Source organism: Herbiconiux sp. VKM Ac-1786 (genome assembly GCF_015350805.1).
In the GTDB taxonomy this organism is placed as follows: domain Bacteria; phylum Actinomycetota; class Actinomycetes; order Actinomycetales; family Microbacteriaceae; genus Herbiconiux.
Map to the genome: position 1 here is coordinate 1,864,983 of NZ_JADKSG010000001.1, position 26,994 is coordinate 1,891,976.

At 72.1% G+C, this 26,994-nt stretch carries 21 protein-coding genes; 12 read left to right on the forward strand and 9 right to left on the reverse strand.

The features are described 5' to 3' along the window. Positions 1–68: 68 nt before the first annotated feature. The 5 genes from ITJ64_RS09180 to ITJ64_RS09200 are packed head-to-tail and all read right to left on the reverse strand — an operon-like array spanning position 69 to position 7,530. Entirely contained in the window at positions 69–2,225 is a 2,157-nt protein-coding gene (locus ITJ64_RS09180; protein ID WP_370545110.1) for an alpha-galactosidase, read from the reverse strand. Further along, complete coding sequence (locus tag ITJ64_RS09185) at positions 2,222–3,556, reverse strand: ABC transporter substrate-binding protein (protein ID WP_194680336.1); 1,335 nt, start codon at positions 3,554–3,556, stop codon at positions 2,222–2,224. Before ITJ64_RS09185 ends, ITJ64_RS09180 begins: the two co-directional genes overlap by 4 nt. Positions 3,557–3,608: 52 nt before the next feature. Further along, on the reverse strand, positions 3,609–4,535 hold the full coding sequence (locus ITJ64_RS09190) for a carbohydrate ABC transporter permease (protein WP_194680337.1): 927 nt from the start codon (positions 4,533–4,535) through the stop codon (positions 3,609–3,611). After that, positions 4,532–5,467, reverse strand: a complete 936-nt coding sequence (locus ITJ64_RS09195) for a carbohydrate ABC transporter permease (protein WP_370545111.1) — start codon at positions 5,465–5,467, stop codon at positions 4,532–4,534. The genes ITJ64_RS09190 and ITJ64_RS09195 overlap by 4 nt, the downstream gene beginning before the upstream one ends. Next, positions 5,464–7,530: a beta-galactosidase gene (locus ITJ64_RS09200; RefSeq protein WP_194680338.1), complete on the reverse strand. Its 2,067-nt coding sequence runs from the start codon at positions 7,528–7,530 to the stop codon at positions 5,464–5,466. The genes ITJ64_RS09195 and ITJ64_RS09200 overlap by 4 nt, the downstream gene beginning before the upstream one ends. 191 nt (positions 7,531–7,721) lie before the next feature. Here ITJ64_RS09200 and ITJ64_RS09205 point away from each other — a divergent pair, with 191 nt between their 5' ends. Further along, the gene (locus tag ITJ64_RS09205) at positions 7,722–8,741 is read left to right on the forward strand and encodes a LacI family DNA-binding transcriptional regulator (protein ID WP_194680339.1); all 1,020 of its coding nucleotides are present in this window, start codon (positions 7,722–7,724) and stop codon (positions 8,739–8,741) included. On the opposite strand, the gene ITJ64_RS09210 is transcribed toward ITJ64_RS09205, so the two are convergent. Continuing rightward, positions 8,738–9,358: a TetR/AcrR family transcriptional regulator gene (locus tag ITJ64_RS09210; RefSeq protein WP_194680340.1), complete on the reverse strand. Its 621-nt coding sequence runs from the start codon at positions 9,356–9,358 to the stop codon at positions 8,738–8,740. The genes ITJ64_RS09205 and ITJ64_RS09210 overlap by 4 nt on opposite strands. A gap of 100 nt (positions 9,359–9,458) precedes the next feature. On the opposite strand from ITJ64_RS09210, the gene ITJ64_RS09215 reads away from it, so the two are divergent. The 3 genes from ITJ64_RS09215 to ITJ64_RS09225 all read left to right on the forward strand — a co-directional run bounded on the left by ITJ64_RS09215 (position 9,459) and on the right by ITJ64_RS09225 (position 13,555). After that, entirely contained in the window at positions 9,459–11,888 is a 2,430-nt protein-coding gene (locus tag ITJ64_RS09215) for an MMPL family transporter (protein ID WP_194680341.1), read from the forward strand. Between the two features lie 52 nt (positions 11,889–11,940). Next, positions 11,941–12,489 carry a PaaI family thioesterase gene (locus ITJ64_RS09220; RefSeq protein ID WP_194680342.1) on the forward strand — a complete coding sequence of 183 codons (549 nt, stop codon included), beginning with the start codon at positions 11,941–11,943 and terminating at the stop codon, positions 12,487–12,489. 109 nt (positions 12,490–12,598) lie between these two features. Next, a complete protein-coding gene (locus ITJ64_RS09225) occupies positions 12,599–13,555 on the forward strand; it encodes a YncE family protein (RefSeq protein ID WP_194680343.1) in 957 nt (318 codons plus the stop codon). 63 nt (positions 13,556–13,618) lie between these two features. On the opposite strand, the gene ITJ64_RS09230 is transcribed toward ITJ64_RS09225, so the two are convergent. After that, complete coding sequence (locus ITJ64_RS09230; protein ID WP_194680344.1) at positions 13,619–14,164, reverse strand: Dps family protein; 546 nt, start codon at positions 14,162–14,164, stop codon at positions 13,619–13,621. Positions 14,165–14,245: 81 nt separating this feature from the next. Continuing rightward, positions 14,246–15,382, reverse strand: a complete 1,137-nt coding sequence (locus ITJ64_RS09235) for an AI-2E family transporter (protein ID WP_370545112.1) — start codon at positions 15,380–15,382, stop codon at positions 14,246–14,248. A 108-nt stretch (positions 15,383–15,490) separates the two neighbouring features. Between ITJ64_RS09235 and ITJ64_RS09240 the strand changes: the two genes are divergently transcribed. Then, positions 15,491–15,850: an ATP-dependent DNA ligase gene (locus ITJ64_RS09240; protein WP_173182515.1), complete on the forward strand. Its 360-nt coding sequence runs from the start codon at positions 15,491–15,493 to the stop codon at positions 15,848–15,850. Between the two features lie 40 nt (positions 15,851–15,890). Here the strand turns inward: ITJ64_RS09240 and ITJ64_RS09245 are convergent, their stop codons facing one another. Further along, positions 15,891–16,583, reverse strand: a complete 693-nt coding sequence (locus ITJ64_RS09245; protein WP_194680345.1) for a hypothetical protein — start codon at positions 16,581–16,583, stop codon at positions 15,891–15,893. 122 nt (positions 16,584–16,705) lie between these two features. Here ITJ64_RS09245 and ITJ64_RS09250 point away from each other — a divergent pair, with 122 nt between their 5' ends. The 7 genes from ITJ64_RS09250 to ITJ64_RS09280 all read left to right on the forward strand — a co-directional run bounded on the left by ITJ64_RS09250 (position 16,706) and on the right by ITJ64_RS09280 (position 26,940). Then, entirely contained in the window at positions 16,706–19,273 is a 2,568-nt protein-coding gene (locus ITJ64_RS09250; protein ID WP_194680826.1) for a DUF4118 domain-containing protein, read from the forward strand. Next, complete coding sequence (locus ITJ64_RS09255; protein WP_194680346.1) at positions 19,270–19,971, forward strand: response regulator; 702 nt, start codon at positions 19,270–19,272, stop codon at positions 19,969–19,971. The genes ITJ64_RS09250 and ITJ64_RS09255 overlap by 4 nt, the downstream gene beginning before the upstream one ends. A gap of 13 nt (positions 19,972–19,984) precedes the next feature. Continuing rightward, the gene (locus tag ITJ64_RS09260) at positions 19,985–20,620 is read left to right on the forward strand and encodes a hypothetical protein (RefSeq protein WP_194680347.1); all 636 of its coding nucleotides are present in this window, start codon (positions 19,985–19,987) and stop codon (positions 20,618–20,620) included. 24 nt (positions 20,621–20,644) lie between these two features. Further along, a complete protein-coding gene (gene mtnN / locus ITJ64_RS09265) occupies positions 20,645–21,397 on the forward strand; it encodes a 5'-methylthioadenosine/S-adenosylhomocysteine nucleosidase (RefSeq protein ID WP_194680348.1) in 753 nt (250 codons plus the stop codon). After that, positions 21,394–22,359: a magnesium/cobalt transporter CorA gene (corA, locus tag ITJ64_RS09270; RefSeq protein ID WP_194680349.1), complete on the forward strand. Its 966-nt coding sequence runs from the start codon at positions 21,394–21,396 to the stop codon at positions 22,357–22,359. The genes mtnN and corA overlap by 4 nt, the downstream gene beginning before the upstream one ends. A 63-nt stretch (positions 22,360–22,422) precedes the next feature. Next, entirely contained in the window at positions 22,423–25,713 is a 3,291-nt protein-coding gene (locus tag ITJ64_RS09275; protein WP_194680350.1) for an efflux RND transporter permease subunit, read from the forward strand. A gap of 9 nt (positions 25,714–25,722) precedes the next feature. Continuing rightward, entirely contained in the window at positions 25,723–26,940 is a 1,218-nt protein-coding gene (locus ITJ64_RS09280; protein WP_194680351.1) for an ROK family protein, read from the forward strand. Positions 26,941–26,994: the final 54 nt, after the last annotated feature.

The following is a 26,994-nucleotide window of genomic DNA, read 5'->3' on the forward strand; positions in this document are numbered from 1 at the left end:
AGGGCCCTTTGCGCGACCCGGGCGGCGCGGACGTGCGGGTGCGGGGGTGGGGAGTGTGGGTGCGCGGGTCAGTGCGCGGTCACGCGCAGCACGAGGGACTGCTCGGGGGCGAGCAGGGGCATGGGCAGGCCCACGAGGGCGAGCTGGCGGCCGGTGGCCGTGACGCCGCCGTCGAGCCACCAGGGCGGCGGAGCATCCTGGATCAGGCGCGGACCGCCGCCGAGCAGCACCGGCTCGACCCGGTAGCTCAGCGAATCGTCGAGCCCGGGCAGCGTCACCGGGGCGGGGACGGCCTCGCGGGTCGCGGCCACCGTGACGACCGCGAACAGCCCGTGCGAGCGGTCGGGCGCCACGACGCCGTGCGTCCAGAGCGCGGGGTCGGGCCCGTCGGCGCGCACGGTCGTTCCGGTGCGCAGCAGCTCGCGCGAGGCCTTGTAGACCTCGATCCAGTGGGCGACGGCCGCGCGCTCCTCGGCGCTCGCGCGGGTGAGGTCCCACTCGATGCCGGCGTGGCCGAAGAGCGCGGTCGCCAGCCGGAACGACAGCTCGTGCGTGCGCCCGGTGGTGTGCGCGGTGGCGGCGCCGAGGTGCGCGCCGAAGCACTCGGGCGGCACCACGAGCGAGGTGAAGCGGTGGATGCCCTGCCGCTCCAGCGGGTCGTTGGTGTCGCTCGGCCAGACGCGGTCGGTGCGCGCCATCACGCCGAGGTCGACGCGTCCGCCGCCGGAGGAGCACGATTCGATCTCGAGTCCCGGGAAGCGCTCGCGCAGCGCGTCCATCAGCCGGTAGCTCGCCGCGGTCTGCCGGTGGGCCGATCCGCCGAGCAGGTCGCGGTTCTGATCCCACTTGAGGTAGGCGATCGGGTACTCCCGCAGCAGCGTGACGAGCTGGCCGAGCACGTGCTCGAAGGCCGCCGGGTTCGCGAGGTCGAGCACGTGCTGCCAGCGCCACGAGACGGGCGCGGGCGCGGGCGCGGGCGAGGCGGGGTCGCCGGCGGCAGCGCCGGGCTCCAGCCCGATCACCCACTCCGGATGCGCGCGCGCCACCTCGGAGTCGAGGCTCACCATCTCGGGCTCCACCCACAGCCCGAAGTCCATCCCGAGCGTGGTCACGTGGTCGATCAGCGGATGCAGCCCGGCCGGCCACTTCTCGGGGTCGACGACCCAGTCGCCGAGGGCGCGGCGGTCGTCGGTTCGGCCGAGCATCCACCCGTCGTCGAGCACGAAGCGCTCGACCCCGACCGAGGCGGCCGCGTCGGCGAGGGCCTCGAGGCGCTCGAGGTCGTGGTCGAAGTAGACGGCCTCCCAGGTGTTGAGCATCACCTTCCGCGGCTCGGTGCCGGTCGGCGACTGGGCGCGGGCGTGCGCGTGCAGGCGAGCCGTGAGGCCGTCGAGGCCCTGGTCGGAGTGCGCCGCAACCAGCGACGGGGAGCGGTACCGCTCGCCCGGGGCCAGCACGATCTCGCCGGGCGAGAGCAGCTCGCCGCCGCCGAGCGACTGCCGGCCGGTGGCCGAGGCCTCGGCGAACAGGCGCTTGTCGCCCGACCAGGCGAGGTGCACCGCCCAGACCTCGCCCGAGCGGAAGCCGAAGCCCGGCGTGCCGGCCACCAGCAGGAAGGCGTCGTCGTGACCGGGCCGGCCGTGCCGGCTCTCGCGCAGCCAGGTGCCGTGCTCCATCGCGCGGCGCTGCGGCTGCCGCTCGCGCGGCCAGCGTCCGCTGAAGTCGAGCAGCTCGCGGGCGCGGCCGGGCAGCGGCAACGCGAGCTCGAGGGTGTCGAGCGCGAAGGGGGTGTCGCCGAGGTTCTGCACGGCGGCGCGGCTCTGCAGCACGCCGTGCGGGGTCAGTTCGAGGTCGATCTCGACGCGCACCGGATGCCCGGCGGCACCGCGCGGCACGAGCACCACGCGCACCGCGCTGGGGCTCAGTACCTCGACCGCCTCGAGGCGCAGCGCCGCGGGCGCTCCGCCGGGCAGGCCGAAGCCGGCGAGACCGGGGCGGGACGAGCATCCGTCGACCACCGCGGGGAGAAGAGAGGGCCGGGAGGGCTCGTCGATCGAGCTCGGCCCCACGGCCGGCACGAGCGAGTCGGCGAACGACTCCAGCTCGGCGGGGGAGAGGGCGCCCAGGTCGGCGCCCCAGTGCAGGACGGCGGGCACCGCCGTGCCGCGGGCGTCCAGCACGATGCTGGAGCCCGCGGCACGGAGGTGGTGGATCGCTGAGGTCACTTCGCGACGGGGATGCTCTGCGCCTCGAGAGCGGAGATGGTCTTCTCCTGGCCGTTCTTCAGCGCCTCGGTGAGGGTGCCGGAGCCGCCCAGCACGCCGCCGAAGCCGTCAGCCACGTCGGCGTAGGTCTGGGTCATGGTGGGCCCCCAGGTGAAGTCGGGGTTCACCTCGCCCGAGGCCTCGGCGAAGACGTCGTAGATGGCCTGGTCGCCGTAGAAGGGCACGCCGTCGGCGAGCACGGGCAGGGTCAGCCCGTCCTTCGTGGCGGGGTAGAGGTTGGCCTCCTGGTTCAGCGCGGTCAGCGCCTCGGGGTCGGTGTTCAGCCACAGGGCGAACTTCGTCGCCTCGTAGGGGTGCTCGCTGCCCTTCAGCACGGCGGTCGAGGATCCGCCCCAGTTGCCCGCGGCCTTCTCGCCGGCGTTCCACTGCGGCATCGGCGCGACGGCCCAGTTGCCCGAGGTGTCGGGGGCGCCGGTCGAGATGGAGTTCGCACCCCAGACGGCCGAGATCCAGGTCCAGTCGGAACCGGTGTTGTAGGCGTTGTTCCACTCGTCGGTCCAGGCCGGGACCTTGGAGACGAGGTCGTCGCCGATCAGGCCCTGCCAGTAGTCGGCGACCTTGGCCGACTCGGGGGAGTCGAGGGTCACGTTCCAGGCATCGCCGGAGTTGCTGAACCACTGGCCGCCCGCCTGCCAGACGAGGCCGGCGAACCAGTTCACGTCGTTCTGCGGGAAGTTGGTGATGTAGCCGCCCTGCGCGCGGATCTTCTCGGCGGCCGCCTGGTACTCGTCCCAGGTGGTCGGCACGGGGATGCCGGCCTTCTCGAACAGGTCCTTGCGGTAGTACATGGCCATGGGGCCGGTGTCCTGCGGCACGGCGTAGACCGCGTCGTCCTCGCCGAAGGTGACCTGGTTCCAGGTCCAGTCGATGAACTGGTCCTTCGAGTCGAGCACGCCGTCGCAGGCCGCGATGTTCTCGAGGCCGTCCTGCACGCGGAAGTTCGGCAGCGCGTCGTACTCGATCTGGCCGAGGTCGGGGGCGTTGCCGGCCTCGAGCTGGTTGAAGAAGTTCTTGTAGGTGCCGCCGTTGCCGTTCGGGCCGGTCTGCACGGTGACCTGGATGTCGGGGTTCTTCTCGTTCCAGAGGTCGACGACCTTGTCGATGCCGGGGATCCAGGAGGTGAAGCTCAGCTCCACCTTCCCGTCGGCGGGGGCGCAGTCGGCGGCGGCGGAGCCGCTGGAGCCCGAACCGCTGTTCGAGGCGCAGCCGGTGAGCGCCAGGGCGCTGAGCACACCGAGCGCGACGATGCGCGTGCTGTTCTTGCGGAGCATGGTTTCTCTTTCTGTGGGGTGGTGTGGTGCGGAGGTGATGCGGGGAGAGGAGCTACTTGACGCTTCCCGAGCCGAGGCCGCTCTGCCAGAAGCGCTGCAGGCTGAGGAAGGCGATGATCAGCGGGATGATCGAGACGAAGGCGCCGATGATGACGTAGGTGCGGATCTCGGGGATCTGGTTGACCTGCGAGTTCCAGGTGTAGAGACCGAGGGTCACCGGGAACAGCGACTCGTCGCGCAGCATGATCAGCGGCAGGAAGAAGTTGTTCCAGATCGCCACGAACTGGAACAGGAAGATCGTCACGAGCGCCGGGGTCATCAGCTTGCGGGCGATGGTGAAGAAGGTGCGCACCTCGCCGGAGCCGTCCAGGCGCGAGGCCTCGAGCAGCTCGTCGGGCACGCTCGCCGAGGCGTAGATGCGGGCGAGGTACACGCCGAACGGGTTCACGAGGCTCGGCAGGAAGACCGACCAGAAGGTGTTCGTCGCTCCGACCTGGCTGAAGATCAGGAACAGCGGCAGCGCCAGCGCCGTGGCCGGAACGAGCACGCCGCCGAGCACCACGTTGAACACGAGCTCCCGGCCCGGGAAGCGGTACTTCGCCAGGGCGTAGCCGGCCATGGCCGAGATGACCGTGCCGATCAGGGCGCCGGCTCCGGCGTAGAGCACGCTGTTGAGCATCCACCGCAGGTAGATGCCGTCGTTGTAGGCGAACAGGTTGCCGATGTTCTGGAACAGGTTGAAGTCGGCCAGCAGGAACCCGTTGGTCGAACCGAACTGCTCGCGGCTCTTCGTCGAGGAGACGAACAGCCACCACACGGGAAGTAAGAAGTAGAAGCACGAGACGACCATCACGATCATCGCGGCCGAGCGCGACATCAGCTTCTCGCGGGGGGCGCGGGGCTTTCGGTTCGAACGGGATGCGCCGGGCTCGCCCGAGGCGTCGGGCTTGCGGGCGGGGGCGCTCAGGGTCGCGCTCATTTCTCGGCCTTCCGCTGGGTGAACTTGAGGAACGCGAACGACATCGCGAAGGTGGCGAGGGCCAGCACCACCGACATGGCGGCGGCGAGGTTGACGTTCGGCACGGCCGAGGTGGCGTAGACGGCCATGTTCGGTGTGAAGGTGCTCGACACCGAGGAGGTGAAGCTGCGGAACACCTGCGGCTCGGCGAGCAGCTGCAGCGTTCCGATGATCGAGAAGATCGCGGTGAGCGTGATGGCGGGCACCACGAGCGGGATCTTGATCCGCAGCGCGATCTGCAGCTGGCTGGCCCCGTCGAGCTTCGCGGCCTCGTAGATCTCGGCCGGGATCGACAGCAGCGAGCTGTAGATGATGAGCATGTTGTAGCCCACGTAGACCCAGGTCACGACGTTCGCGATCGACCAGAGCACGAAGTCGGGCGAGAGGAACGAGACTTCGCTGGTCAGCGCCGAGAACGGCGAGAGGTTGGGGGAGTAGAGGTAGCCCCACATGATCGCGGCGATCACCCCGGGCACCGCGTACGGCACGAAGTAGGCCAGGCGGAAGAACTTCTTGCCCTTCACCAGCGGCGAGTCCAGCAGCAGCGCCAGCACCAGGGCGACGCCCAGCATGACCGGCACCTGCACGACGCCGAAGGCGAGCACCCGGCCGACGGACGACCAGAACGCCTCGTTCTGGAACACGGCGATGTACTGGGTCAGCCCGCCGAACACCTCGACCGGAGGCCCGAAGGTGCCGTCGCGCTCGACGACGAGCAGCGACTGGTAGACGGCGTAGCCGATGGGCAGCAGGTAGAACAGCGCGAACAGCACGCCGAAGGGCAGCAGGAAGACGAGCACGGCGCGCGCGTGGGGAACGCGGCGGCGGGGCGTCTTCGCCGGCCGGGCGCCGGCCCGGGTCGGCGCGGAGGGCGCGATCGAGGGAGCGGTCACAGCGCGACCCTCCTTTCGTGGGGGGCGGACGGGGAGGAGGAGTCGGCGTACTCGCGCTCGAGCTGGAGCACGGCCACGCCGCCGGGCGCGATCAGGTGGGTGTCGTCGGTGCTGCCGCTGATGAGCTCGTGGCCCGTCAGGTCGAGGGTGAGCGAGCCGGTGCCGGTGTTGAACACGAAGAGGAAGCGACCGTTCTCACCGCGACGCTCGATCACCTCGAGCTCCGGATGCGCGTCGGGCAGCGGCCGCGCCGCGCCCGCCTCGCCGAGGGCCCGGCCGAGGTGCCGCGCGAGCGAGTCGGCGTCGAGGTTCGTGGCGAGGTACCAGGCGGTGCCCTCGCCGTGGCGGTGTCGCGTCACGGCGGCGACGCCGGGCAGCGGCCCGTCGAGGTAGGAGGCGATGACCTCCGCGCCGCGGGGGTGCAGCAGCTCGGTCCAGATCGTCGCCGACGATCCGTCGTCGAGGTCGACGCTCTCGCCGGCGTGCAGCGGGAAGAACTCCTCGGTGCTGATGCCGAGCACGTCGCGGAGGGCTCCGGGGTAGCCGCCGGTGCGCACGCGGTCGTCGCCGTCGGTGATGCCGCTGAAGAAGGTGACGACCAGGTGGCCGCCCGAGGCGGTGTACCGGGCGAACTCGTCGGCGACCGCATCCGCCACGCTGTGCAGGGCGGGCACCACCACGAGGGAGTAGCCGGAGAGGTCGGCGCCCGGGCGCACGATGTCGACCGTCACGCCGTGCGAGCGCAGGGCCGCGTAGGCGCGGTGCACCTGCTCGAGGTAACGCACCTCGGTGCTCGGGTGGGAGTCGAGGTCGGTGATCCACCACGGCTCCCAGCCGAAGACGAGGGCGACGTCGGCGACGACCCGCGAGCCGGCGACGGGCGCGAGACGGGACAGCGTGGCGCCGAGCTCGACGCTCTCGCGCCACAGCTTCGACGCCGTGCCGGCGTGCGGCAGCATCGCGGAGTGGAAGCGCTCGCTGCCCTGCACCGAGGCGCGCCACTGGAAGAAGCTGATGCCGTCGGCCCCGCGGGCCACGTGCATCATCGTGTCGCGCAGCAGCTGGCCCGGCTCCTTGGCGATGTTGCGGGGCTGCCAGTTGACGGCGCTCGTGGCCTGCTCCATCAGCAGCCACGGCTCGCCACCGGCGAGGCCGCGGGTGGTGTCGGCCGCGAAGGCGAGCTCGGTCAGCGGGTCGGCGAGGCGGTGGTCGAGATAGTGGTCGTTGGCGATCAGGTCCATGTCGCCGGCCCACTGCCAGTAGTCCTGCTTGCTGATGTGCGCGGCGACCATGAAGTTCGTGGTGACCGGCACGCTGCTGTGCCGGCGGATGACCGCGGCCTCGGCCCGGTACTGCCCGAGCAGCTCGTCGGAGCTGAACCGGCTGAAGTCGACGGCCTGGCCGGGGTTGCCGGTCGAGACGGTGAGCCGCGGGGTCTGGATGTGCTCCCACGAGGCGTAGTGCTGGCTCCAGAAGGCGGTGCCCCAGGCGGCGTTCAGGGCCTCCAGCGTGCCGTGGCGCGCCTCGAGCCAGCGCCGGAAGGAGGCGGCCGAGACCTCGCAGAAGCAGTGCGCGTTGTGGCAGCCGATCTCGTTCGAGACGTGCCAGAGCTTCACGGCGGGGTGGCTGCCGTAGCGCTCGGCGACCCGCTCGACCAGGGCGAGCGAGCGCTCGCGGAAGATCGGCGAGCTCGGGCAGAAGGCCTGGCGGCCGCCCGGGAAGCGCACGGTGCCGTCGATCATCACGGGCAGGGTCTCCGGATGCTCGGCCGCGAGCCACGGCGGCGGCGAGGCGGTGCCCGTGCCGAGGTTCACGGCGATGCCGTGCTCGTGCAGCAGCTCGAGCACGGCGTCGAGGCCGCTGAAGTCGTACTGCCCGGGCAGCGGCTCGAGCTGCGCCCAGCCGAAGATGTTGACCGCGACCAGGTTCACCCCGGCCTCGCGCATCAGCCGCACGTCCTCGCGCCAGACCTCGGGGCCCCACTGCTCGGGGTTGTAGTCGGCGCCGTAGGTGAACCGCGGGTGCTGCGGGTCGATCAGCGCGGACACGGGGGTGGTCGTCACGGTGCGGGGGCTCCTCAGTGGTCGGGCCCGTCGTCGCGTTGAGGAGGACGGCCTCGGGAGCGTTTCTGTGAACGCTCCCAGATGTGGCGCCGACAACTCCTCGTCGAGAGTCTGGGAACGCTCCCAGAGTAAGCAGGCGTCCGGTCGCTGTCAACTCCGGATGCTCGCCCCGACCGCTATAGGGTGGTCGCATGCCGCCCAGACGGCCCGTTCAGCGGGCGACCATCAACGATGTCGCCCGGGTCGCCGGGGTCTCGCGCGGCACGGTCTCCCGGGTGCTGAACGGGGAGACGTACGTCTCCGACGCCGCGCGCACCGCGGTCGAGGCGGCCGTCGCCGAGGTGGGCTACGTGCGGAACGCGGCCGCCCGCAACCTGGTCACGCGCCAGTCCGGCGCCATCGGGCTGATCGTGCACGAGCCGCACTCGCTCTTCCTCGAGGACCCGAACATCGGCAGCATCCTGCTCGGCATCAACGCCGTGCTCTCCGAGGCCGACTACCAGCTCGTCTCGCTCGTGGTCGACTCCGACCGCGACGGCGCCCGCGTCGCCGCCTACCTCACGGGCGGCTACGTCGACGGGGTTGTGATCATCTCGGCCCGCGAGAACGACCCGATCGGCATCGCTGTGGCACGGTCGGGGCTGCCCGCGGCGTTCGTCGGGCATCCGATGGACATCGAGGGCGTGCCCTACGTCGGCATCGACAACCGCAGCGCGGCGCGGGCCGTCACCGAGCGGCTGATGGCCACCGGGCGGCAGCGCATCGGCATGATCGCCGCGGGCCTAGACCGCGACTCGGGTCAGGACCGGCTCGCCGGCTTCACGGATGCTCTCGGCGACCGCTTCGACCCGCGGCTGGTGGTCGAGGTGCCGCTGTTCGCGCACTCCAGCGGCATCGCCGGGATGCGCGAGCTGCTCACGCACGACGACCGGGTCGACGGGGTGTTCGCGTCGTCGGACGCCATCGCGGCCGGAGCCCTCGACGCGATGCGCGACGTCGGGCTGAGCGCGCCCGGCGACATCGGGGTCGTCGGCTTCGACGACAGCGCCTGGGCGCGGCGCACGCAGCCGCCGCTGTCGACCGTGCACCAGCCGGCCGACCTGCTCGGACGCCGGGCCGCCGAGCTCGTGCTCGCGCAGATCGAGGGGCGCACGGTCGAGGCCGAGGGCAGCTTCCTCGAGACGTCGATCGTCTGGCGCGACTCGGCCTAGGCGGGCTCTGCCGGCGAGCCCGGCGTCTCCGGCTCGCCCGCCGCGGGCCGCGGGCCGAGCAGGAACCCGACCAGGTCGAGGAAGGCCGGCACGTCGATCTCGTCCTTGCTCAGCACCTCGAAGATCAGGGCGCCGAACACGGCGTGGCCGAGCTGGTCGACCGGGGTGCCGGGCGGCAGCTCGCCCGTCGCCACGGCGGCCCGCAGCCGATCGGCGAGCAGGCGGTCGGCGCCGAAGGCGTCGCTGAGGTGCGCGCCCACGCCCGCCTCCTCGGTGGCGGCCGCGACGAGCGAGTGCAGCAGCGAGCGGCCGGTGGTTGTGTTCAGGAAGTGCAGCACCGGGGTCAGCCAGTCCCGCAGATCGCGCAGCAGCTCGCCCGTGTCGCCCACGGCGGGCTCGACGGCGAAGAACCGGCCGTCGAGCAGGCACTCGGCGACGAGGGCGCCCTTCGACGCCCACCACCGGTAGATGGTCTGCTTGCCCACCCCGGCCGCGCGCGCGATGCCCTCGATGGTGAGCCGGTCCCAGCCCTCGTCGACGAGCAGCCTGGCCGTCGCCGAGAGGATCGCCTCGCGCGCCGCGGCGCTGCGCACGGGCCCGCTGCGGTGCTCGGTCATCCGCTCAGGATAGTGTCAGGAGCTAGACGAGACGTCGCGTATGATCAAAGTCCGACGGCGCGCCCGACCCGACGGCGACCCGTCACGAGGGAGATCGCTCATGGCGTCATCGCTGTTCCGGCTCGGTTCGTTCGCCGCGCGTCGCGCGTGGGCGGTGATCATCACCTGGGTGGTGCTGCTCGGCGTCTCGGTCGGCGCGTTCCTCGCCTTCGGCGGAACGCTGACGAACAGCTTCGACATCCCCGGCACGGCCTCCGGGGCCGTCACCGATCAGCTGGCCGAGAAGCTGCCCGACACCGCGGGCGGCACGGGCACGGTGGTCTACCAGACCGACTCCGGTGAGGAATTCACGGATGCGCAGCGGCAGTCGATCTCCGAGCTCGCCGCCTCGGCCGCCGAGCTCGACGGCGTCGCCGCGGTCATCGACCCGTTCGACGCCCAGAAGCAGCAGCAGGACCAGGGCATCCGCCTCTCCACCGCCGAGGCCCGCCTGACCGAGGGCCGCGCCCAGCTCGACGCCGGGCAGCAGCAGCTCACCGCGGCGCGCGACCAGGCGGTCGCCGCCGGCGCCGGCCCCGAGCAGCTCGCCCCGTTCGACGCCCAGCAGGCCCAGCTCGACGCCTCCCGCACCGAGCTCGAGGCCGGCGCCGCTCAGCTCGAGACCGGCTCCGAGCTGCTCGAGCTCGCGAACGGCATCGGCGTGGTGTCGGAGGACGGCTCGACGGCGATCGTCAACGTCTCCTTCACCGACCCGCGGCTCGAGCTGTCGGAGGAGGTCAAGCAGGGCGTCATCGACCACTTCGACGACTCACCGGTGCCCGGCACGACCGTGGCCTTCGGCACCGACATCGCGCAGGGCGTGCCCCAGATCTTCGGCGTCGGCGAGGCCGTTGGCCTCGTCTTCGCGGCCGTCGTGCTGATCGTGATGCTCGGCTCGCTGCTGGCCGCCGCGCTGCCGATCGTCACCGCGCTCGTCGGGGTCGGCGTGGGCGTCACCGCCTCGCTGTCGCTCTCGGGCGTCATCGACATGGCCTCGGTCACCCCCGTGCTCGGCGTGATGCTCGGCCTCGCCGTCGGCATCGACTACTCCCTGTTCATCGTGAACCGGCACCGCAAGCAGGTGCTCGCCGGCGTGCCGGTGCGCGAGTCGATCGGGCTCGCGACCGGCACCTCGGGCACCGCCGTGGTGTTCGCCGGCTCGACCGTGATCGTCGCGCTGCTCGCACTGAGCGTCACGGGCATCCCGTTCCTCGGCCTGATGGGCACCGTCGGCGCCGTCTGCGTCGCGGTCGCCGTGCTGATCGCGATCACGCTCGCCCCCGCCATCCTCGGTCTCGTCGGCGAGCGGCTGCTGCGCCGCACGGCGCGGGCCTCGATCGGCCGCCAGAAGGAGCAGAAGCCGGCCCGCCCGATGTCGACCGTGCGCGCCGTGACGACCGTGCTGGTGAGCATCGTCGCGCTGCTCGTCATCGCGATCCCGGCCCTGTCGATGCGGCTCGGCCTGCCCGACGGCTCGACCGAACCCGAGGGCTCGACCAGCGCCCGGGCCTTCTCGATCGTCGACGACGAGTTCGGCGAGGGCGCCAACGGCCCGCTGCTGGTGACCGCGGCGCTCGAGCAGGGGGTCTCCGAGGGCGCCCTGCCCGACGCGCAGCTCGCGGTCGCGGAGGTGCTGGGCGCCCAGTCCGACGTCGAGGCGGTGGCGCCGATCGCCGCGTCGGAGGACGGGACGCTGCTGGCCTTCCAGGTGCTGCCGGCCGAGGGGCCGAACAGCGTCTCCACCGAGGAGCTGGTGCAGAGCATCCGGAACCTGCCCCCGGTCACGAGCGACGCCGTCACCGGCGCGATGACGCTCGGGGTCGCGGGCCAGGCGGCCACGAACATCGACATCTCGGAGGGGCTGAGCGCCGTGCTGCCGCTGTACCTCGTGGTGGTCGTGGGGCTGTCGCTCGTGATCATGGTGCTGGTGTTCCGGTCGCTGCTCGTGCCCGTGATCGCCACCGGCGGGTTCGTGCTGTCGCTGTTCGCGACCTACGGGCTGATCGTGTCGGTGTTCCAGTTCGGCTGGGGCGCGGAGCTGATCGGGCTGCACAGCACGGGGCCGATCCTGAGCTTCCTGCCGGTCATCCTCGTGGGCATCCTGTTCGGGCTGGCGATGGACTACCAGCTCTTCCTCGCGTCGGGCATGCGCGAGGCCTATGTGCACGGGGCGGATGCGCGGCTCGCGGTCGCGCAGGGATTCCAGGCCGGCCGCTCGGTCGTCATCGCGGCGGCGCTGATCATGATCGCGGTGTTCGGCGGGTTCATCTTCTCGGAGTCGACGATCATCCGCTCGATCGGCTTCGGGCTCGCGTTCGGGGTGCTGCTCGACGCCTTCGTGGTGCGCATGCTGCTGATGCCGGCGCTGATGCACCTGCTCGGCCGTTCGGCCTGGTGGCTGCCCCGCTGGCTCGACCGGCTGCTCCCGAACGTCGACGTCGAGGGCGCGGCCCTCGACCGCACCCACCCCGGAGCGCACCCCCGGGCTTGACGATTCCCACAACGGATCACCCCCGGCGGGCGGCCCGCCCTACAGTGTCGGCATGGCTGACGACGACGTTGCAGAGGGCCCCCGCCGACGGCGCGTGATCGAGTGGGACGACCCGTTCGAGACCTCGCGCCCCGCCGCCGGGCTGGCCGGGATCGACTACCTCCGGGGGCTGATCGACGGCACGTTCCCGCCGCCGCCGATGGGGCTCCTGATGGGAATGGACCTGATCGAGGTCGAGGTGGGCCGGGCGGTGTTCACCTGCCTGCCCGACGAGTCGCACTACAACACGATCGGCATCGTGCACGGCGGGCTGGTCTGCACCCTGCTCGACTCGGCGGCCGGGTGCGCGGTGCAGTCGACGCTGCCCGCGGGCGTCGGCTACACCTCGATCGACCTGAACGTGAGCTACCTGCGGCCGCTCCGGCACTCCACCGGGCGCATCACCGTCGAGGGCCGCGTCGTGAAGCCGGGCCGCCGGGTGGCCTTCACCGAGGGGCGGGTGACGGATGAGGCGGGCACGCTGCTCGCCACCGCCACCAGCTCCCTCCTCGTCTTCCCCCTCGACCCGCCCGCGCCCCCGCCCGGCCCCGCGCCCGCCTAGCGCCCGGTGTCGACCCCGTCCGTGAGTAGAAGTTGCTCATCCCGCCCCGGGCTCGAGCGGCTGTAGCGTCGCCGGATGCGCAGCCCGCGCGCCGATCCGAAGGACGCCCATGCCCCGCCACCTCCCCGCCCTGGCTCTCGCCGGTGGCGTCATCGCCGCTCTCGTCGTGCTGCCCGCAGTGCCGGCCTCCGCGTTCCAGCCCGTCGTGTCACTGCCGGGATACCGTTCGACCGATCAGGTCGCCGTGGACTCCCCGCTGCACCGGGTGTTCGTTCTCGGCGACGACGATGCCCGCCCGGGTGGTCGGCTCCTCGCGACCATCGACGCGCGCACCGACACCCTCGTCACCGACCCGGTCGCCGTCGCCGGCGGCGACTTCGTCGCGGTCGACCCCGTCAGTCACCGGGTGGTGCTGACCGACAGCGACGCCGGAACGCTCACGATCCTCGACGGGAGGACGGGAGCCACAATCGCGGTCTCGGCATCACTCGGCCTCCACATCGGCCAGGTCGAGGTCGACCCCTACGCCTCCCGCCTGTACGTGCTGAACGACCGTCATCAGCTCCTCACCCTCGACGAGAACGGCGCAGCCGTCGGAACCGGGATCCCGATCCCCCGCAGCGGCTCCCGGCTCGCCGTCGACTTCACGCGGCAGAAGGTCTACGTGCCGACGGACGACCGCCGAGTCGCGGTCGTCGACCTGGAGGCCGGGCGGGTCGTGTCGGACATCGCGCTCGGCGAGGTGCCGGGAGACGTCGTCGTCGACCCCCTCGACGGGAAGCTCCTGGTCTCGGTGCCGAGCGCGGTGATCACCGTCGACACCGGCACAGACACGGTTCTCGGGCGGCGGCCGATGCCGACCGACGCCGGCCGTCGGCTGGGGGTGGACATCGTCGCCCACACCTTCCTCGTGCGGGAGAGCGACACGGCCGTGGTGACGATCACGCGGGGCACGGCGAATCGGCTCGCCGTCGATGCGTTCGGCGCGATGGCGGTCGACTATCTGCTGCACAAGGTCTACGCCGCGTTCGCCGACCGTCCGTGGGTGTCGGTCGTGCATCTCTGAGCCGGGCAGCGAGAAGGCCCCCGGTCGCGGTGGGCGACGCGAGGGCCTTCGGGGAGTCGCGGGTTACTTCGCGCGGTTGGGGGTGCGGTTCTCGGCCGAGACCATCCAGGCGAACTGCTCGAGCTTGTCGATGATCGCGTGCAGGATGTCGGCGCTCGTCGGGTCTTCCTCGTCGACCTCGTCGTGCACCTCGCGCATCGTGCCGACCGTCGCCTCGAGGCGCTGCGTGATGAGGTCGACCGTCTCGGCCGTGTCGACCTCGCCGTTCGGGTACTCGGGCAGCGTCGTGGTGGCCGCGACGGTGTCGCTGCGGCCGTCGGGCGAGGCGTGCAGGGCGCGCAGGCGCTCGGCGACCACGTCGGAGAACTCGCGGGCCGCGTCGATGATCTCGTCGAGCTGCAGGTGCAGGTCGCGGAAGTTCTTGCCCACCACGTTCCAGTGGGCCTGCTTGCCCTGCAGGTGCAGCTCGATCAGGTCGACGAGCACCTTCTGGAGGTCGTCGGTGAGCTGCTTGGAGGCCGTGAAGCCCTTCTCGGCGTTCTGGCGTCGGGTGGTCTTGGCGCCGCCGTCGGCGGGAGCCTCGACAGTGCGTTCGATGGTGCTGGTCATTTACGAATCCTTTCGTCGCTGACCAGACCGACCGTACGCCCGGGCGCCGACATCCGCTCGTCTCTGCCGGGGGCGGTACGGCTAGACCTTGGCGTCCTGCTTCGGGAAGACGACCTTCTGCACGATGATGATCGCCGAGGCGGCGACCGGGATCGCGACGAGCGCGCCGAGCACCGAACCGAGCGTGCCGCCCGCCACCGCCGCGATGACCACGATCGAGCCGGGCACCGAGACCGCGCGGTTCATGATGCGGGGGCTGAGGAAGTAGGCCTCGACCTGCATGTAGACCAGGTAGTAGATCAGGGCGACCAGCGCCGTGACCGGCGAGGCGAAAAGGCACACCAGCACGATGATCAGCGAGCCGCTGAGTGTTCCGACGAGCGGGATGAGCGACGCCAGGAAGGCCACGAAGGCGAACAGCACGGGCAGCGGGGCGCCGATGATCGACAGGAAGATCAGGCTCAGGATGCCGTTGATCGACGCGAGGCCGATCTGGCCCACGACGTAGCGGCCGACGGCGCCGGTGACGTCCTCGGTGAGGGACGCGAACGAGGCCCGCTTGTTGGCCGGCACGAAGCGGTAGGTGACCTTCTTCATGCTGCGCAGCGACGCGAGGAAGTACAGGGTCAGGATGAGCACGATGACCGAGCCGGTGAGGCCGCTGGCGATGCCGCTGCCGACCGCGAGCAGGCCGCCGCCGAGGGCGAGCAGGTTGTTCGGATCCTGCACGAAGTCGGTCGCCGACTGCACGGCCTTGTTGATGTCGACGAAGTCGCCGAGGTTCGTCTGCACGGTCGCGACGAAGTCGCTCTTCTCGAAGTCGGTGACGAGATCGGGGAACTGGCGGAACAGGTTGCCCGCCTGATCGACCACCAGCGGGATGACCGCGAACAGCAGGCCCACGAACAGGCCGATCACCGCGGCGAACACGATCACGATGGCGAGCGGGCGCGGCATGCGGCGCTCGAGCCAGGAGACGAGGGGGTCGAGGCCGAGGGCGAGGAAGAGGGCGACGCCGACGTAGATCAGCACCGTGCTCAGCTGCGTGACGGCGGCACCGATGACGAGCGAGAGCAGCACTCCGAGCCCGCCGACGAGGCCGATGCGGAACGCGTTGATCCGCACCCCCGGCACGCTGTTCGAGCCGCCGACCTCGAGATCGGAGCCCGGCTGGAGCGCCGCCGTCTCGGGGGTGCGCGGCGATTTCTTCCTGAACACGAAGAGCCCTCATCTCGTCTGGTGATCGCAACACTAGCCCGTCGCACACCGGGGCGGCTCTCCGTGCGTTAATGGACTCACACCATCGCGCGCGGGAGGACTCTGGCAATGGGAAAGCTGCTGTACGGCACGTCGGGCATCGAGATCGAGTTCGACGACCGCACCCTCACCCACCTGCAGATCGTGATCGCCGCGAAGCTCCGCCGCAAGGAGAGCTTCTTCTTCTCCTGGAAGGACGACCCGGCCATCGGCGACGGCCGCTCGAGCATCTGGCTCGACTCGTCCATCCCGCTCTACTTCAAGTTCGCGGGCGGCCGCGTGCCCTCGATCAACCGCGAGTGGCTCGACGTGCTCACCGCCTCCTCGAACGGCTCCGGCGGCCTCCAGTTCACCGAGGAGCCCGGCTCGGGCGGCAGCAACGGCCACTCCCACGGCGGCGCCTCGGGCGGCCCCGCCACCGTGCGCTGAGCGGAGCCCGCGCCCGGGCCCGCGCCCGCGCGACCTCGACTCAGAGCGCCTCGGCCTGCGGCCCGGTGCCCGCCACCGGCTCGGTGCCCAGCCAGGTCAGGCGCACGGCGGCGCCGTCGAGCAGCCGCCCCACCTCCGCGGCGTCGATCGGGCTCGCCGCGGTGTAGTCGATCGTGTACCGCTGCTCGAGCTGCTCGTACCCGCCCGAGGCGGACATGGCGGCGTCGTGCTCCTTCAGCAGCGCGAACACTCGCTCGATCGACGCGTTCGACTCCTCGAGCGAAGGCCCGGCCGTGGTGACCACCTCGACGGCGAGCGGTGCCGTCTCCAGCAGCTGCCGCAGCTCGCCGGTCGCGGTTCCGAGCAGCACGACCCGCGCCGGCGGAACCTCGTCGGCCCTCCACTCGCCCTCGACGTACTGCCCCGGGAACCGCAGCGACAGCTCGGTCACCAGGGCGCCGAACTGCGCGTCGTCGCCCGGCTCGGCGCTCCCGAGCACCTCGCGCGCCAGCGCGGGAGCCTCCGTCGTGTCGGCGAGGTCGACCGTCGAGGGGGCCAGGGCGATCGCGGCCGCTGCGGGGGGAGTGGTCGCCGCCGAGGTGGGCGCCGGCGGGGTGGCGGCTGCCGGGGCGGGCGCCGGCGCCGGCGTGGCCGTGCAGCCGGCCACGGCGGCGGTCAGCACAGCGGCGGCGAGCAGAGCGGTGGCGGGCACGGTGCCGGGGCGCATCCTCATGGCGACAGCCTAGGCGCGGCGGGCGGAACGGCGCGGGCGGGTCGACGGCGGTCGGGGCGCGGAACTACGCTCTAGGTCAGATGCCCGGCCGGTGCGGCGGGGCCGTGGAGGAGTGGATGCCCGTGGGGCGGGGTGCGCTGCGGGTTCTGCTGGGGGCGGCGCCCGGCGTGGGCAAGACCGTGGCGATGCTCGACGAGGGGCGGCGGCTGGCCGGCGAGGGCCGCGACGTCGTGATCGCGGTGGTCGAGTCGCACGGGCGCACCGCGACCGAGGCCGCGGCCGAGGGGCTCGAGGTCGTGCCCAGGAGACGGGCCGAGCACCGCGGTGTCGGGCTCGGCGAGCTCGACCTCGAGGCGGTGCTGGCGCGTGCGCCCGAGGTCGCGCTGGTCGACGAGCTCGCGCACACGAACGCGCCCGGTCTCGCGCACGCGAAGCGCTGGCGCGACGTCGAGGCCCTCCGCGACGCCGGGATCGACGTGATCACGACCGTCAACATCCAGCACGTCGAATCGCTGAACGACGTCGTTCAGCAGATCACCGGGGTGCCGCAGCACGAGACGGTTCCGGATGCGGTGCTGCGCGACGCCGATCAGGTCGAGCTCATCGACCTCGCCCCGGGCGCGCTCCGCGAGCGGCTCGCCGCGGGCCGCGTCTACCCGGCGTCCCGGATCGACGCCGCCCTGTCGAACTTCTTCCGCCTCGGCAACCTGACGGCTCTCCGCGAGCTGGCGCTGCTCTGGCTCGCCGACGAGGTCGACTCCGCCCTGCAGCGCTACCGCGACGACCACGGCATCGGCGCCCCGTGGGAGGCGCGGGAGCGCGTCGTCGTCGCCCTCACCGGCGGCCCCGAGGGCGAGACCCTGCTGCGCCGCGGCGCCCGCATCGCGGCGCGGTCGGCCGGCGGCCGCCTGCTGGCGGTGCACGTGAGCGCTCCCGACGGGCTGCGGGAGCGGCATCCCGAGGCCCTCGCCCGCCAGCGCTCGCTCGTCGAGAGCCTCGGCGGCAGCTTCCACCAGGTGGTCGGGGACGACGTGCCGGGCGCGCTCGTCGGCTTCGCCCGCGCCTCGAACGCCACGCAGCTCGTGCTGGGGGCGTCGCGGCGCAGCCGGCTCGCCGCGCTGGTCACCGGGCCGGGGATCGGGGCGACGGTCATCCGCGAGTCGGGCGACATCGACGTGCACATCGTCACCCATGCCGCCGCGGGCGATCGGCGCCGGCTGCCCGGCACCCGCGGGTCGCTGACGGTGCGCCGCCGGGTCGGCGGCTTCGCGTTCGCGCTCGTCGCGGGCCCGCTGCTGACCTGGCTGCTCTCGGCCGTCCGCAGCGACGAGTCGATCACCTCGGAGGTGCTCGCGTACCAGCTTCTCGTGGTGGTCGCGGCGCTGATCGGTGGGCTCGGCCCCGCGCTCTTCTCGGCCGTGCTCTCGGGGCTGACCCTCGACTACTTCTTCGTCGAACCGCTCTACAGCGTCACCATCGCCGACCCGCTGCACGCCCTGGCGCTCGCGCTCTACGTCGTGATCGCGGTGCTCGTGTCGCTCGTGGTCGACCGCGCCGCCCGGCGGGCCCGCGCCGCCCGCCGCTCGGCCGCCGAGTCGGAGCTGCTCGCGACCGTGGCCGGCAGCGTGCTGCGGGGGCAGGATGCGCTGCAAGCCCTGGTCACCGTCACCCGCGAGGCGTTCGGGCTCACCGCGGTGCGGCTCGTGCGCGCCGGGCAGGTGCTCTACGCCACCGAGGGGCCGGCCGGGCCGGTCAGAGCGGATGCGCGGCCCGCGCCCGGCGACACCGACGCCGTGACGCGGGTGCCGCTCGCCGCCGAGGGCGACCCCGACCCCGACTCCGACGGCGACCCCGACGGCGCGGTGCTCGAGCTGCACGGCCGCACGCTCTCGGCCGCGGACCGCCGCATGCTCGCGGTGATCGTGGCGCAGCTCTCCGCCGCCCTCGAGCACCAGGGCCTGGCCGAGACCGCCAGCGGCCTCGCCCCGCTCGCGGCGGCCGACCGGGTGCGCTCGGCGCTGCTCGCCGCGGTGGGCCACGATCTGCGCCGCCCGCTGGCCAGCGCGACGGCCGCCGTGACCGGCCTCCGCTCCGAGCTGCCCGAGGCCGACCGCGAGGAGCTGCTGAGCACCGCCGAGGAGAGCCTCGGCGCCCTCGGCCGACTGCTCACCGACCTGCTCGACGTGAGCCGGGTGCAGGCCGGCGTTCTCGGCGTCTCGCTCGCCCCGGTCGACCTCGACGACATCGTGCCCGCGGTGCTCGACGAGCTCGGCGCCGGGCCCGAGCAGGTCGAGCTCGAGCTGCCGCCGGGGCTCCCGGCCTTCGAGGCCGATCCGGTGCTGCTCCAGCGGGTGCTCGTGAACCTGCTCTCGAACGCGCTGCGCTTCTCGCCCGCCGGGGAGCGGGTGGTGGTGTCGGCCAGCGCGTTCGCGGGGCGGGTGGAGCTGCGCGTCGTCGACCGCGGGCCGGGCATCCCCGCCGACCGGCGGAGCGAGGTGTTCGTGCCGTTCCAGCGGCTCGGCGACCTCGACAACCTCACGGGGCTCGGGCTGGGTCTGGCGCTGTCGAAGGGGTTCGCCGAGGGGATGGGCGGCACGCTCGAGGCCGAGGACACCCCCGGCGGCGGACTGACGATGGTGGTGTCGCTGCCGGTGGCGCACGACGACGAGGCGCAGGAGGCGCACGAATGAAGATCCTGATCGCCGACGACGACCCGCAGATCCTGCGGGCGCTGCGCATCACGCTCGGGTCGCAGGGCTACGAGATCGAGACGGCGGCCGACGGCGCCGAGGCGATCGCGGCGGCCGCACAGAGCTCGCCCGACCTGATCATGCTCGACCTCGGGATGCCGCGGCTCGACGGGATCGAGGTGATCGAGGCGGTGCGCGGCTGGTCGGCGGTGCCGATCCTCGTGGTGTCGGGGCGCTCCGGTTCGGCCGACAAGGTCGATGCGCTCGACGCCGGCGCCGACGACTACGTCACCAAGCCGTTCGCCATGGACGAGCTGCTGGCGCGCATCCGGGCACTGACCCGCCGCAGCACCCCGGGCCCGTCGGGGGGCGAGCCGGTGATCGCGTTCGGCGGCGTGACCGTCGACCTCGCGACGCACCAGGTCACGCACGACGACGACCGCAGCCCGGTGCGGCTGACGCCGACCGAGTGGAAGCTGCTCGAGCTGCTGGTGCGGAACCCCGGCCGGCTCGTCACCCACCAGGAGCTGCTGACCGAGGTCTGGGGCACGCACCGCGTCAAGGAGACGGGCTACCTGCGCCTCTACATCGGGCAGCTGCGCAAGAAGCTCGAGCCCGTGCCGGCGCGCCCGCGCCACTTCGTCACGGAGGCGGGCATGGGCTACCGCTTCCTCCCCGACCCGCCCGAGGCCGCCTGATACCGTCGAGGGCATGTCCCGACCGGTGCGCACCGCCGCGATCACCCTGGTCGCCGTGGGCTCGGCCGGCCTCGTGCTGATGCTCGCGGGCTTCCTGTTCCTGCAGAACGTCTCGACCGGCCTCGACTGCGAGGCCGCCGGGGAGTGCACGGCCCGACCCGACGACGTGGCCTACACGCTCGCCCAGGTGCTGCGGTCGGTGCAGTCGGCGGTCGCCTCGGGCTCCGCGCTGGCCGTGATCCTCGGTCTCGCCGCCCTCGTCGTCCGCGCCCGACCGATCGGAGCCTCCGTGTCCTCTTCCGCCGGGCGGTCGCTGCGCCCCGTCGCACTCGTCGTCGTCGCCCTCCTCGGACTCTCGTTCGCGGTTCTCGTCGTCACCTCGCACCCGATGATGCAGACCTTCTGGAACAGCGGGGTCTGCTCCTCGACGGGCTGCGTCTACCCCGTCGAGGCCCAGCTCGCCCTGCTGCTCGCGGCCCTCGCCCCGGCGGTGTTCTCGGCCGCGCTGATCGCCCTGCCGGTGCTGGTGCTGGTCGGCGCCCTGCTCCGACCGGAGACCGACGGCTCCGCGCCGGCCGAGGCGCCCGAGCGCGCGCGGGTGACGGAGTGGGACGGGCGGGACCTCGCGCCGTTCCGGCGTCCGGAGTAGGTCGGCGCTGGTAGCGTCACTCGGATGGACGCGCAGCACACCCCCGCCCCCCTCGCCATCGTGCAGGTCGCCATGGCCGACGAGGCCGCACCGTTCCTCGCCAGGGCCGAGGGCCCGGCCGGGGGGCCGGCCGGCGAGGGCGAGCGGGTCGGGCAGGCCGTGCTGCGTCACGTCGTGCTCGACGGCCTCCCGGTGCTGCTCGTGCACAGCGGCATCGGCTTCGTCAACGCGGCGTCGGCGCTGACCACGGCGATCGTGCGGGCGCGCGAGCAGGGTGCCGAGCATCCGCTCGTGCTCTCGGCCGGCACCGCGGGCGGTCTGGGCGCGGGCGTGGCCGCGGGCGACGTGGTGGTCGGCAGCCGGTACATCAACATCGACGCCGACGCGCGCGTGTTCGGCTACCGCCTCGGCCAGGTGCCCGGCATGCCCGCGGTCTACGACGCCGATGAGCGGATGCTCGCCGCCGTCGCCTCCCTCACCCCCGACGCCGGGGCGGACTGGGCGCTCCGCACCGGCCCCATCGTCTCGAGCTACTCCTTCGTGACCGCCGACCGCGCCGCGATCGCCCGCGCGAATTTCCCGGAGGCCGCGGCCGTCGACATGGAGTCCTCCGCGATCGCGCAGGTCAGCTACTCCAACGGCCTCGGCTTCGCCTCCGTGCGCGGCATCTCCGACCTCGCCACCGACGACGCCCCCGCCGACCACGTCGACAACACCGACCTGACCGCCGAGCGCTCGGCGCAGATCGTGCTCGCGCTGATCCGGGCCGCCTCGTGATCGTCGACAACGCCGTCTACGTCGAGGGCCGCCGCACCGCCGACCCCGAGTCGCTCGACGAGACCTTCGAGGTGCTGCGCGCCCGGCACGGCTTCGCCTGGATCGGCCTCTACCGCCCCAGCCCCGAGGAGCTCGACGCCGTCACCCGCGAGTTCGACCTCCCGGCGCTCGCCGTGGAGGACGCCCTGGCCGGCCACCAGCGCGCCAAGATGGAGAAGTACGGCACGGCAACCTTCGTCGCCCTGCGCCCGGCCCGGTACCTCGACGCCGAGGAGCGGGTGGAGTTCGGCGAGGTGCACCTGTTCCTCGGCGCCGACTTCCTGATCTCGGTGCGGCACGCCGAGTCGCCCGACCTCGCGCAGGTGCGCCGGCGGATGGAGAGCGACCCGTCGCTGCTCGCGAAGGGCCCGCTCGCCGCGCTCTACGCCGTGCTCGACCAGGTCGTCGACGAGTACTTCCCCGTGGTGGCGGGCGTGGAGAACGACATCGACGAGATCGAGGACCAGCTCTTCAACGGCGACCAGGAGGTGTCTCGCCGCATCTACGAGCTCTCGAGGGAGGTGATGGCGCTGCAGCGGGCCGTGCATCCGCTCGTCGACGTGCTCGAGAACCTGCGCGACTCGCTGAACGGGGCCGACGAGGAGCTGCGGGACGACTTCCGCGACGTGCACGACCACGTGCTGCGCATCACCGACCGGGTCGACTCGTTCCGCCAGCTGCTGCAGAACGCCCTGATGACCCACGCGACCCTCGTCAGTCAGGACCAGAACAACGAGATCAAGAAGATCTCGTCCTGGGCGGCCATCCTGTTCACCCCCACCCTCGTCGGCACGATCTACGGCATGAACTTCGAGTACATGCCCGAGCTGCACTGGGTGCTCGGCTACCCGTTCGCCATGGGGCTGATGCTGGCCCTCGGCTTCGCGCTGTACACGGTCTTCAAACGCAAGGGCTGGCTCTAGGTGGGATAGTTAAGGAGCCTAGGCATCTGCCCGGCGCCGGATCCCTCCGAGAGAGACCCCCACGTGCATTTCCTCGCCGTCCTCAGCATGAAGAACCGGGCGCTGATCGCGCTCGTCACGATCGTCGTCGCCGTGTTCGGCGGGCTCGCGCTGACGAGCCTGAAGCAGGAGCTCATCCCGAGCATCCAGTTCCCGCAGCTGGCGGTGCTCACCACCTACCCGGGCGCGAGCCCCGAGGTGGTGAACGACGACGTGTCGACGCCGATCGAGACCGCGATCGCGGGCGTCGAGGGCCTCGAGACCACGAGTGCGACCTCGAGCACGAACCTCAGCATCATCTCGGCGACGTTCACCTACGGCACCGATCTCGCGACGGCCGAGCAGAAGCTCACCCAGGCGATCAACCGCATCAAGTCGACGCTGCCCGCCGACCTCGACCCGCAGGTGCTGAGCGGCAGCATCGACGACCTGCCGATCATCTCGATCGCCGTCTCGGGCGACGACGCCAAGGCCCTCGCGCAGCAGCTCGAGACCACCGCCGTGCCCGCGCTCGAGGACGTCGAGGGTGTGCGCGAGGCGCAGGTGATCGGCCAGATCGGGCAGCGCGTCACCATCACGCCCGACCCCGCCGCCCTCGCCGCGCGCGGGCTCAGCTCGAGCGCCATCAGCGACGCCGTCGACGCCAACGGCCGGCTGATCCCGGCGGGCACCCTCACCGAGAACGGCCAGAGCTACGCGGTGCAGTCGGGCTCGAAGCTCGCCAGCACCGACGACATCGCGAACCTGCCGCTGCCCGGACTCGACGGCGACGGCAGCCCGATCACGATCGGCGAGGTCTCGACGGTCGCCCTGGTCGACGACCCGGTGACCTCGATCTCGCGCGTGAACGGGCAGGACGCCCTGACCGTGTCGGTCACCAAGCTGCCGAGCGCCAACACCGTCGAGGTCTCGCAGGGCGTGCGCGACCTGCTGCCGCAGCTCGAGGCCGACCTGCCCGGCGCCACGTTCACCATCGTGTTCGACCAGGCCCCGTTCATCCAGGAGTCGATCGAGTCGCTCGCGACCGAGGGTCTGCTCGGGCTCGTCTTCGCCGTGCTCGTGGTGTTCGTCTTCCTGCTGTCGATCCGGTCGACGCTCGTCACCGCGATCAGCATCCCGACCTCGGTGCTGATCACCTTCATCGGGCTGCAGGCCTCGGGCTACACGCTGAACATCATCACGCTCGGCGCGCTGACGATCGCCATCGGGCGCGTGGTCGACGACTCCATCGTGGTGATCGAGAACATCAAGCGGCACCTCGGCTCGCTCGCCGCCGCCGAGCTCGGGCCGCGGGAGTCGGGCATCGCCCGCGCCTCGCTGATCGTCGACGCCGTGCGGGAGGTGGCGGGCGCCATCACCGCCTCGACCATCACGACGGTCGCGGTGTTCCTGCCGCTCGCCTTCGTGGGCGACACCACGGGCGAGCTGTTCCGGCCGTTCGCGCTCACGGTGACGATCGCGCTGCTGGCCTCGCTGCTCGTGGCGCTGACGATCGTGCCGGTGCTCGCGTACTGGTTCATCCGCCCGCCGAAGCCGAAGGCCGCCGCCGCCGAGAACGAGGCCGAGGCCGCTGCCCCGGCTCCGTCGGCCCCGCACAGCCACGCCGGGCCGATGGTCGACGACCCCGCGCTCGACCCCGCCGTCGCCGGAACCCCGGGCGCCGTGCCCGGCACCGCCGTGGCCCTGATCGAGCCCACCCGCCGCCGCGCCCGCCCGAACGCGCACAAGGCGCTCGAGGAGGAGCCGCCCACCGCGCTCCAGCGCCGCTACCTGCCGATCATCGCCTGGACGCTGAAGCACTCCGTCGTCACCATCCTGATCGCGGTCGTGGTGCTGCTCTGCACCCTCCCGCTGACCCTGCTGATGAAGACCAACTTCCTCGGCGGCAGCGGCCAGAACACCCTCACCGTCACGCAGACCGTGCCCGTCGGCTCGAGCCTCGAGGCGCAGTCGGCCGCGGCCACCCAGGTGGAGTCGGTGCTCGAGGGCATCGACGGCGTCGAGACCGTGCAGCTGACGATCGGCTCGAGCGGATCCTCGCTCCGCGACGCCTTCTCGGGCGGCGGCGACAGCTCGATCACCTACAACATCACCACGGATGAGAACGCCGACCAGGAGAAGCTGCAGTCGACCGTGCGCAGCGAGGTCGAGGCGGTGCCCGACGTCGGCGAGATCAGCGTCTCGGCCGCAGCCGGGCTCGGCACCTCGTCCGACATCGCGATCGACGTGACGGCGACCAACCAGGGCGACCTGTCGACTGCCTCCGACGCGGTCGTCGCCGCCATGACCGACCTCGGCGCCGTCGAGCAGGTCTCGTCGAACCTCAGCGCCTCGCGCCCGTTCGTGCAGGTCGCGGTCGACCGGGCCAAGGCGGCCCAGGCCGGCCTCAGCGAGGTCGCCGTGGGCGGCATCGTCTCGCAGGCCATGCAGCCGACGAACATCGGCTCGATCGTGATCGACGACACCAATTACACGATCTACCTCGACAGCCAGAACCCGCCCACCACCCAGGCGCAGCTCGCCGAGCTGACCATCCCGACGGCGGCCGGCCCCGCGCGACTGGACTCGCTCGCCACCGTCTCGGTGGTCGACGGACCGTCGACGATCACCACCCAGAAGGGCGTGCGCACGGCGACCGTCTCGGTCACGCCGAACAGTGACGACCTCGGCACCGCGAGCGGCGAGGTGACGCAGGCGCTGGCCGACGTGTCGCTGCCGGCGGGAGCGACCGCCGCGGTCGGGGGCGTGGTGACCGACCAGCAGGACGCCTTCTCGCAGCTCGGGATCGCGCTGCTCGTGGCCATCCTGATCGTCTACGTCGTGATGGTGGCCACCTTCAAGAGCCTGCTGCAGCCGCTGCTGCTGCTCGTGTCGATCCCGTTCGCGGCGACCGGCGCCATCGGCCTGCAGGTCATCTCGGGCATCCCGCTCGGCGTGCCGTCGATCATCGGCGCGCTGATGCTCGTGGGCATCGTGGTGACGAACGCCATCGTGCTCGTCGACCTCGTGAACCAGTACCGCACCCGGGGTCTCAGTGTGCGCGACGCCCTGGTGGAGGGGGCGAGCCGACGGCTCCGGCCCATCCTGATGACGGCGCTCGCGACGATCTTCGCGCTGCTGCCGATGGCCGTGGGGCTCACGGGCAAGGGCGGGTTCATCTCGCAGCCGTTGGCGATCATCGTGATCGGCGGCCTGGTGTCGTCGACCGTGCTGACCCTGATCGTGCTGCCGGTGTTCTACAACCTCGTGGAGGGGGCGCGTGAGCGTCGTCGGCTCCGCCGGGAGGAGCGGGCACAGGCCACCCCGGCACGCTAGGATGTGTCGATGATCGACGTAAGTCTGCCCGGCCGCGCTCCGAACTCCTCCTCGGGGTCGAATCCGAGCGATCTGTTCCAGATCATGCGCGATGGGCAGCCGCGCACCCGCTCCGAGCTCGCCGCCATGACCGGCCTCGCCCGGTCGACGGTGGCGCTGCGCATCGACGCCCTGATGAAGCTGGCGCTGCTGAAGCCCGTCAGCGACGCGATCTCCACCGGCGGGCGCCCGTCGACGCAGTTCGCCCTCGACCCGGTGGGGCACTCCGTGCTCGGGGTGGACGTCGGGGCGTCGCACGTGCGCGTCGCCATCAGCGACCTCACCGGCGGGGTCGTGGAGGAGGCAGGCGACGACCTCGACATCGCCGCCGGCCCGCGCGAGGTGCTCGACCGGGTGATGCGGATGGGCTCCGAGCTCGTCGCCTCCGCCGGCGAGCGCGTCGGCCCCCTGATCGCGGTGGGCGTCGGCCTGCCCGGCCCGGTCGAGCACAGCACCGGCCGCCCCATCAACCCGCCGATCATGCCCGGCTGGGACCGCTTCGACGTCGCGGGCGTGCTCGGCGCGCACTTCGGCGTGCCGGTGCTCGTCGACAACGACGTGAACATCATGGCGCTGGGGGAGCGCGAGCTCGCCTGGCCGGGGGTCGACGACCTCATCTTCGTCAAGATCGCCACCGGCATCGGCGCCGGCGTCATCTCGGGTGGCGCGCTGCAGCGCGGGGCCCAGGGCACCGCGGGCGACCTCGGGCACGTCTATGTGGCCCGCGGCGCGGGCGTGCACTGCCGCTGCGGCAACGAGGGCTGCCTCGAGGCCATCGCCTCCGGCTCGGCCGTGGCGCGCTCGCTCACCCGCGACGGCGCGACCGTCTCGACCAGCGCCGACGTGGTGGAGCTGGTGCGGCAGGGCGACATCGACGCCATCCAGGCCGTGCGCCAGGCGGGCCGCGACCTCGGCGAGGTGCTGACGACCTGCGTGAGCCTGATGAACCCCTCGACGATCGTGCTGGGCGGGGCGCTCTCGGCCGCCGGCGAGCACTTGATCGCCGGCGTGCGCGAGGCCGTCTACACGCGAGCCATGCCCTTCGCCACCCAGCACCTCGAGATCACGAAGTCGCGCATGGGGGCGGATGCGGCGATCGCCGGTGCGGGCGTGCTCGCCATCCAGTCGGCGCTGTCGGTCGAGCGGATCGACGCGATGGTCGCGGCGCTGGGCGAGGACGGGGACTGACAGGTCCTCCCCGCCCAGCGACGCGGGTCGTGGGGCGGAGGGGCGCTCACGCAC

Excerpts from the sequence above, each read along its gene's own strand:
- ITJ64_RS09210 (WP_194680340.1), bottom strand. The coding sequence starts at position 9,358 with ATGACCGAGCACCGCAGCGGGCCCGTGCGCAGCGCCGCGGCGCGCGAG.
- ITJ64_RS09205 (WP_194680339.1), top strand. The coding sequence starts at position 7,722 with ATGCCGCCCAGACGGCCCGTTCAGCGGGCGACCATCAACGATGTCGCC.
- ITJ64_RS09185 (WP_194680336.1), bottom strand. The coding sequence starts at position 3,556 with ATGCTCCGCAAGAACAGCACGCGCATCGTCGCGCTCGGTGTGCTCAGC.
- ITJ64_RS09220 (WP_194680342.1), top strand. The coding sequence starts at position 11,941 with ATGGCTGACGACGACGTTGCAGAGGGCCCCCGCCGACGGCGCGTGATC.
- mtnN (WP_194680348.1), top strand. The coding sequence starts at position 20,645 with ATGGACGCGCAGCACACCCCCGCCCCCCTCGCCATCGTGCAGGTCGCC.
- ITJ64_RS09230 (WP_194680344.1), bottom strand. The coding sequence starts at position 14,164 with ATGACCAGCACCATCGAACGCACTGTCGAGGCTCCCGCCGACGGCGGC.
- ITJ64_RS09260 (WP_194680347.1), top strand. The coding sequence starts at position 19,985 with ATGTCCCGACCGGTGCGCACCGCCGCGATCACCCTGGTCGCCGTGGGC.
- ITJ64_RS09225 (WP_194680343.1), top strand. The coding sequence starts at position 12,599 with ATGCCCCGCCACCTCCCCGCCCTGGCTCTCGCCGGTGGCGTCATCGCC.
- ITJ64_RS09240 (WP_173182515.1), top strand. The coding sequence starts at position 15,491 with ATGGGAAAGCTGCTGTACGGCACGTCGGGCATCGAGATCGAGTTCGAC.
- ITJ64_RS09255 (WP_194680346.1), top strand. The coding sequence starts at position 19,270 with ATGAAGATCCTGATCGCCGACGACGACCCGCAGATCCTGCGGGCGCTG.
- ITJ64_RS09280 (WP_194680351.1), top strand. The coding sequence starts at position 25,723 with ATGATCGACGTAAGTCTGCCCGGCCGCGCTCCGAACTCCTCCTCGGGG.
- ITJ64_RS09245 (WP_194680345.1), bottom strand. The coding sequence starts at position 16,583 with ATGAGGATGCGCCCCGGCACCGTGCCCGCCACCGCTCTGCTCGCCGCC.
- ITJ64_RS09215 (WP_194680341.1), top strand. The coding sequence starts at position 9,459 with ATGGCGTCATCGCTGTTCCGGCTCGGTTCGTTCGCCGCGCGTCGCGCG.
- ITJ64_RS09190 (WP_194680337.1), bottom strand. The coding sequence starts at position 4,535 with ATGAGCGCGACCCTGAGCGCCCCCGCCCGCAAGCCCGACGCCTCGGGC.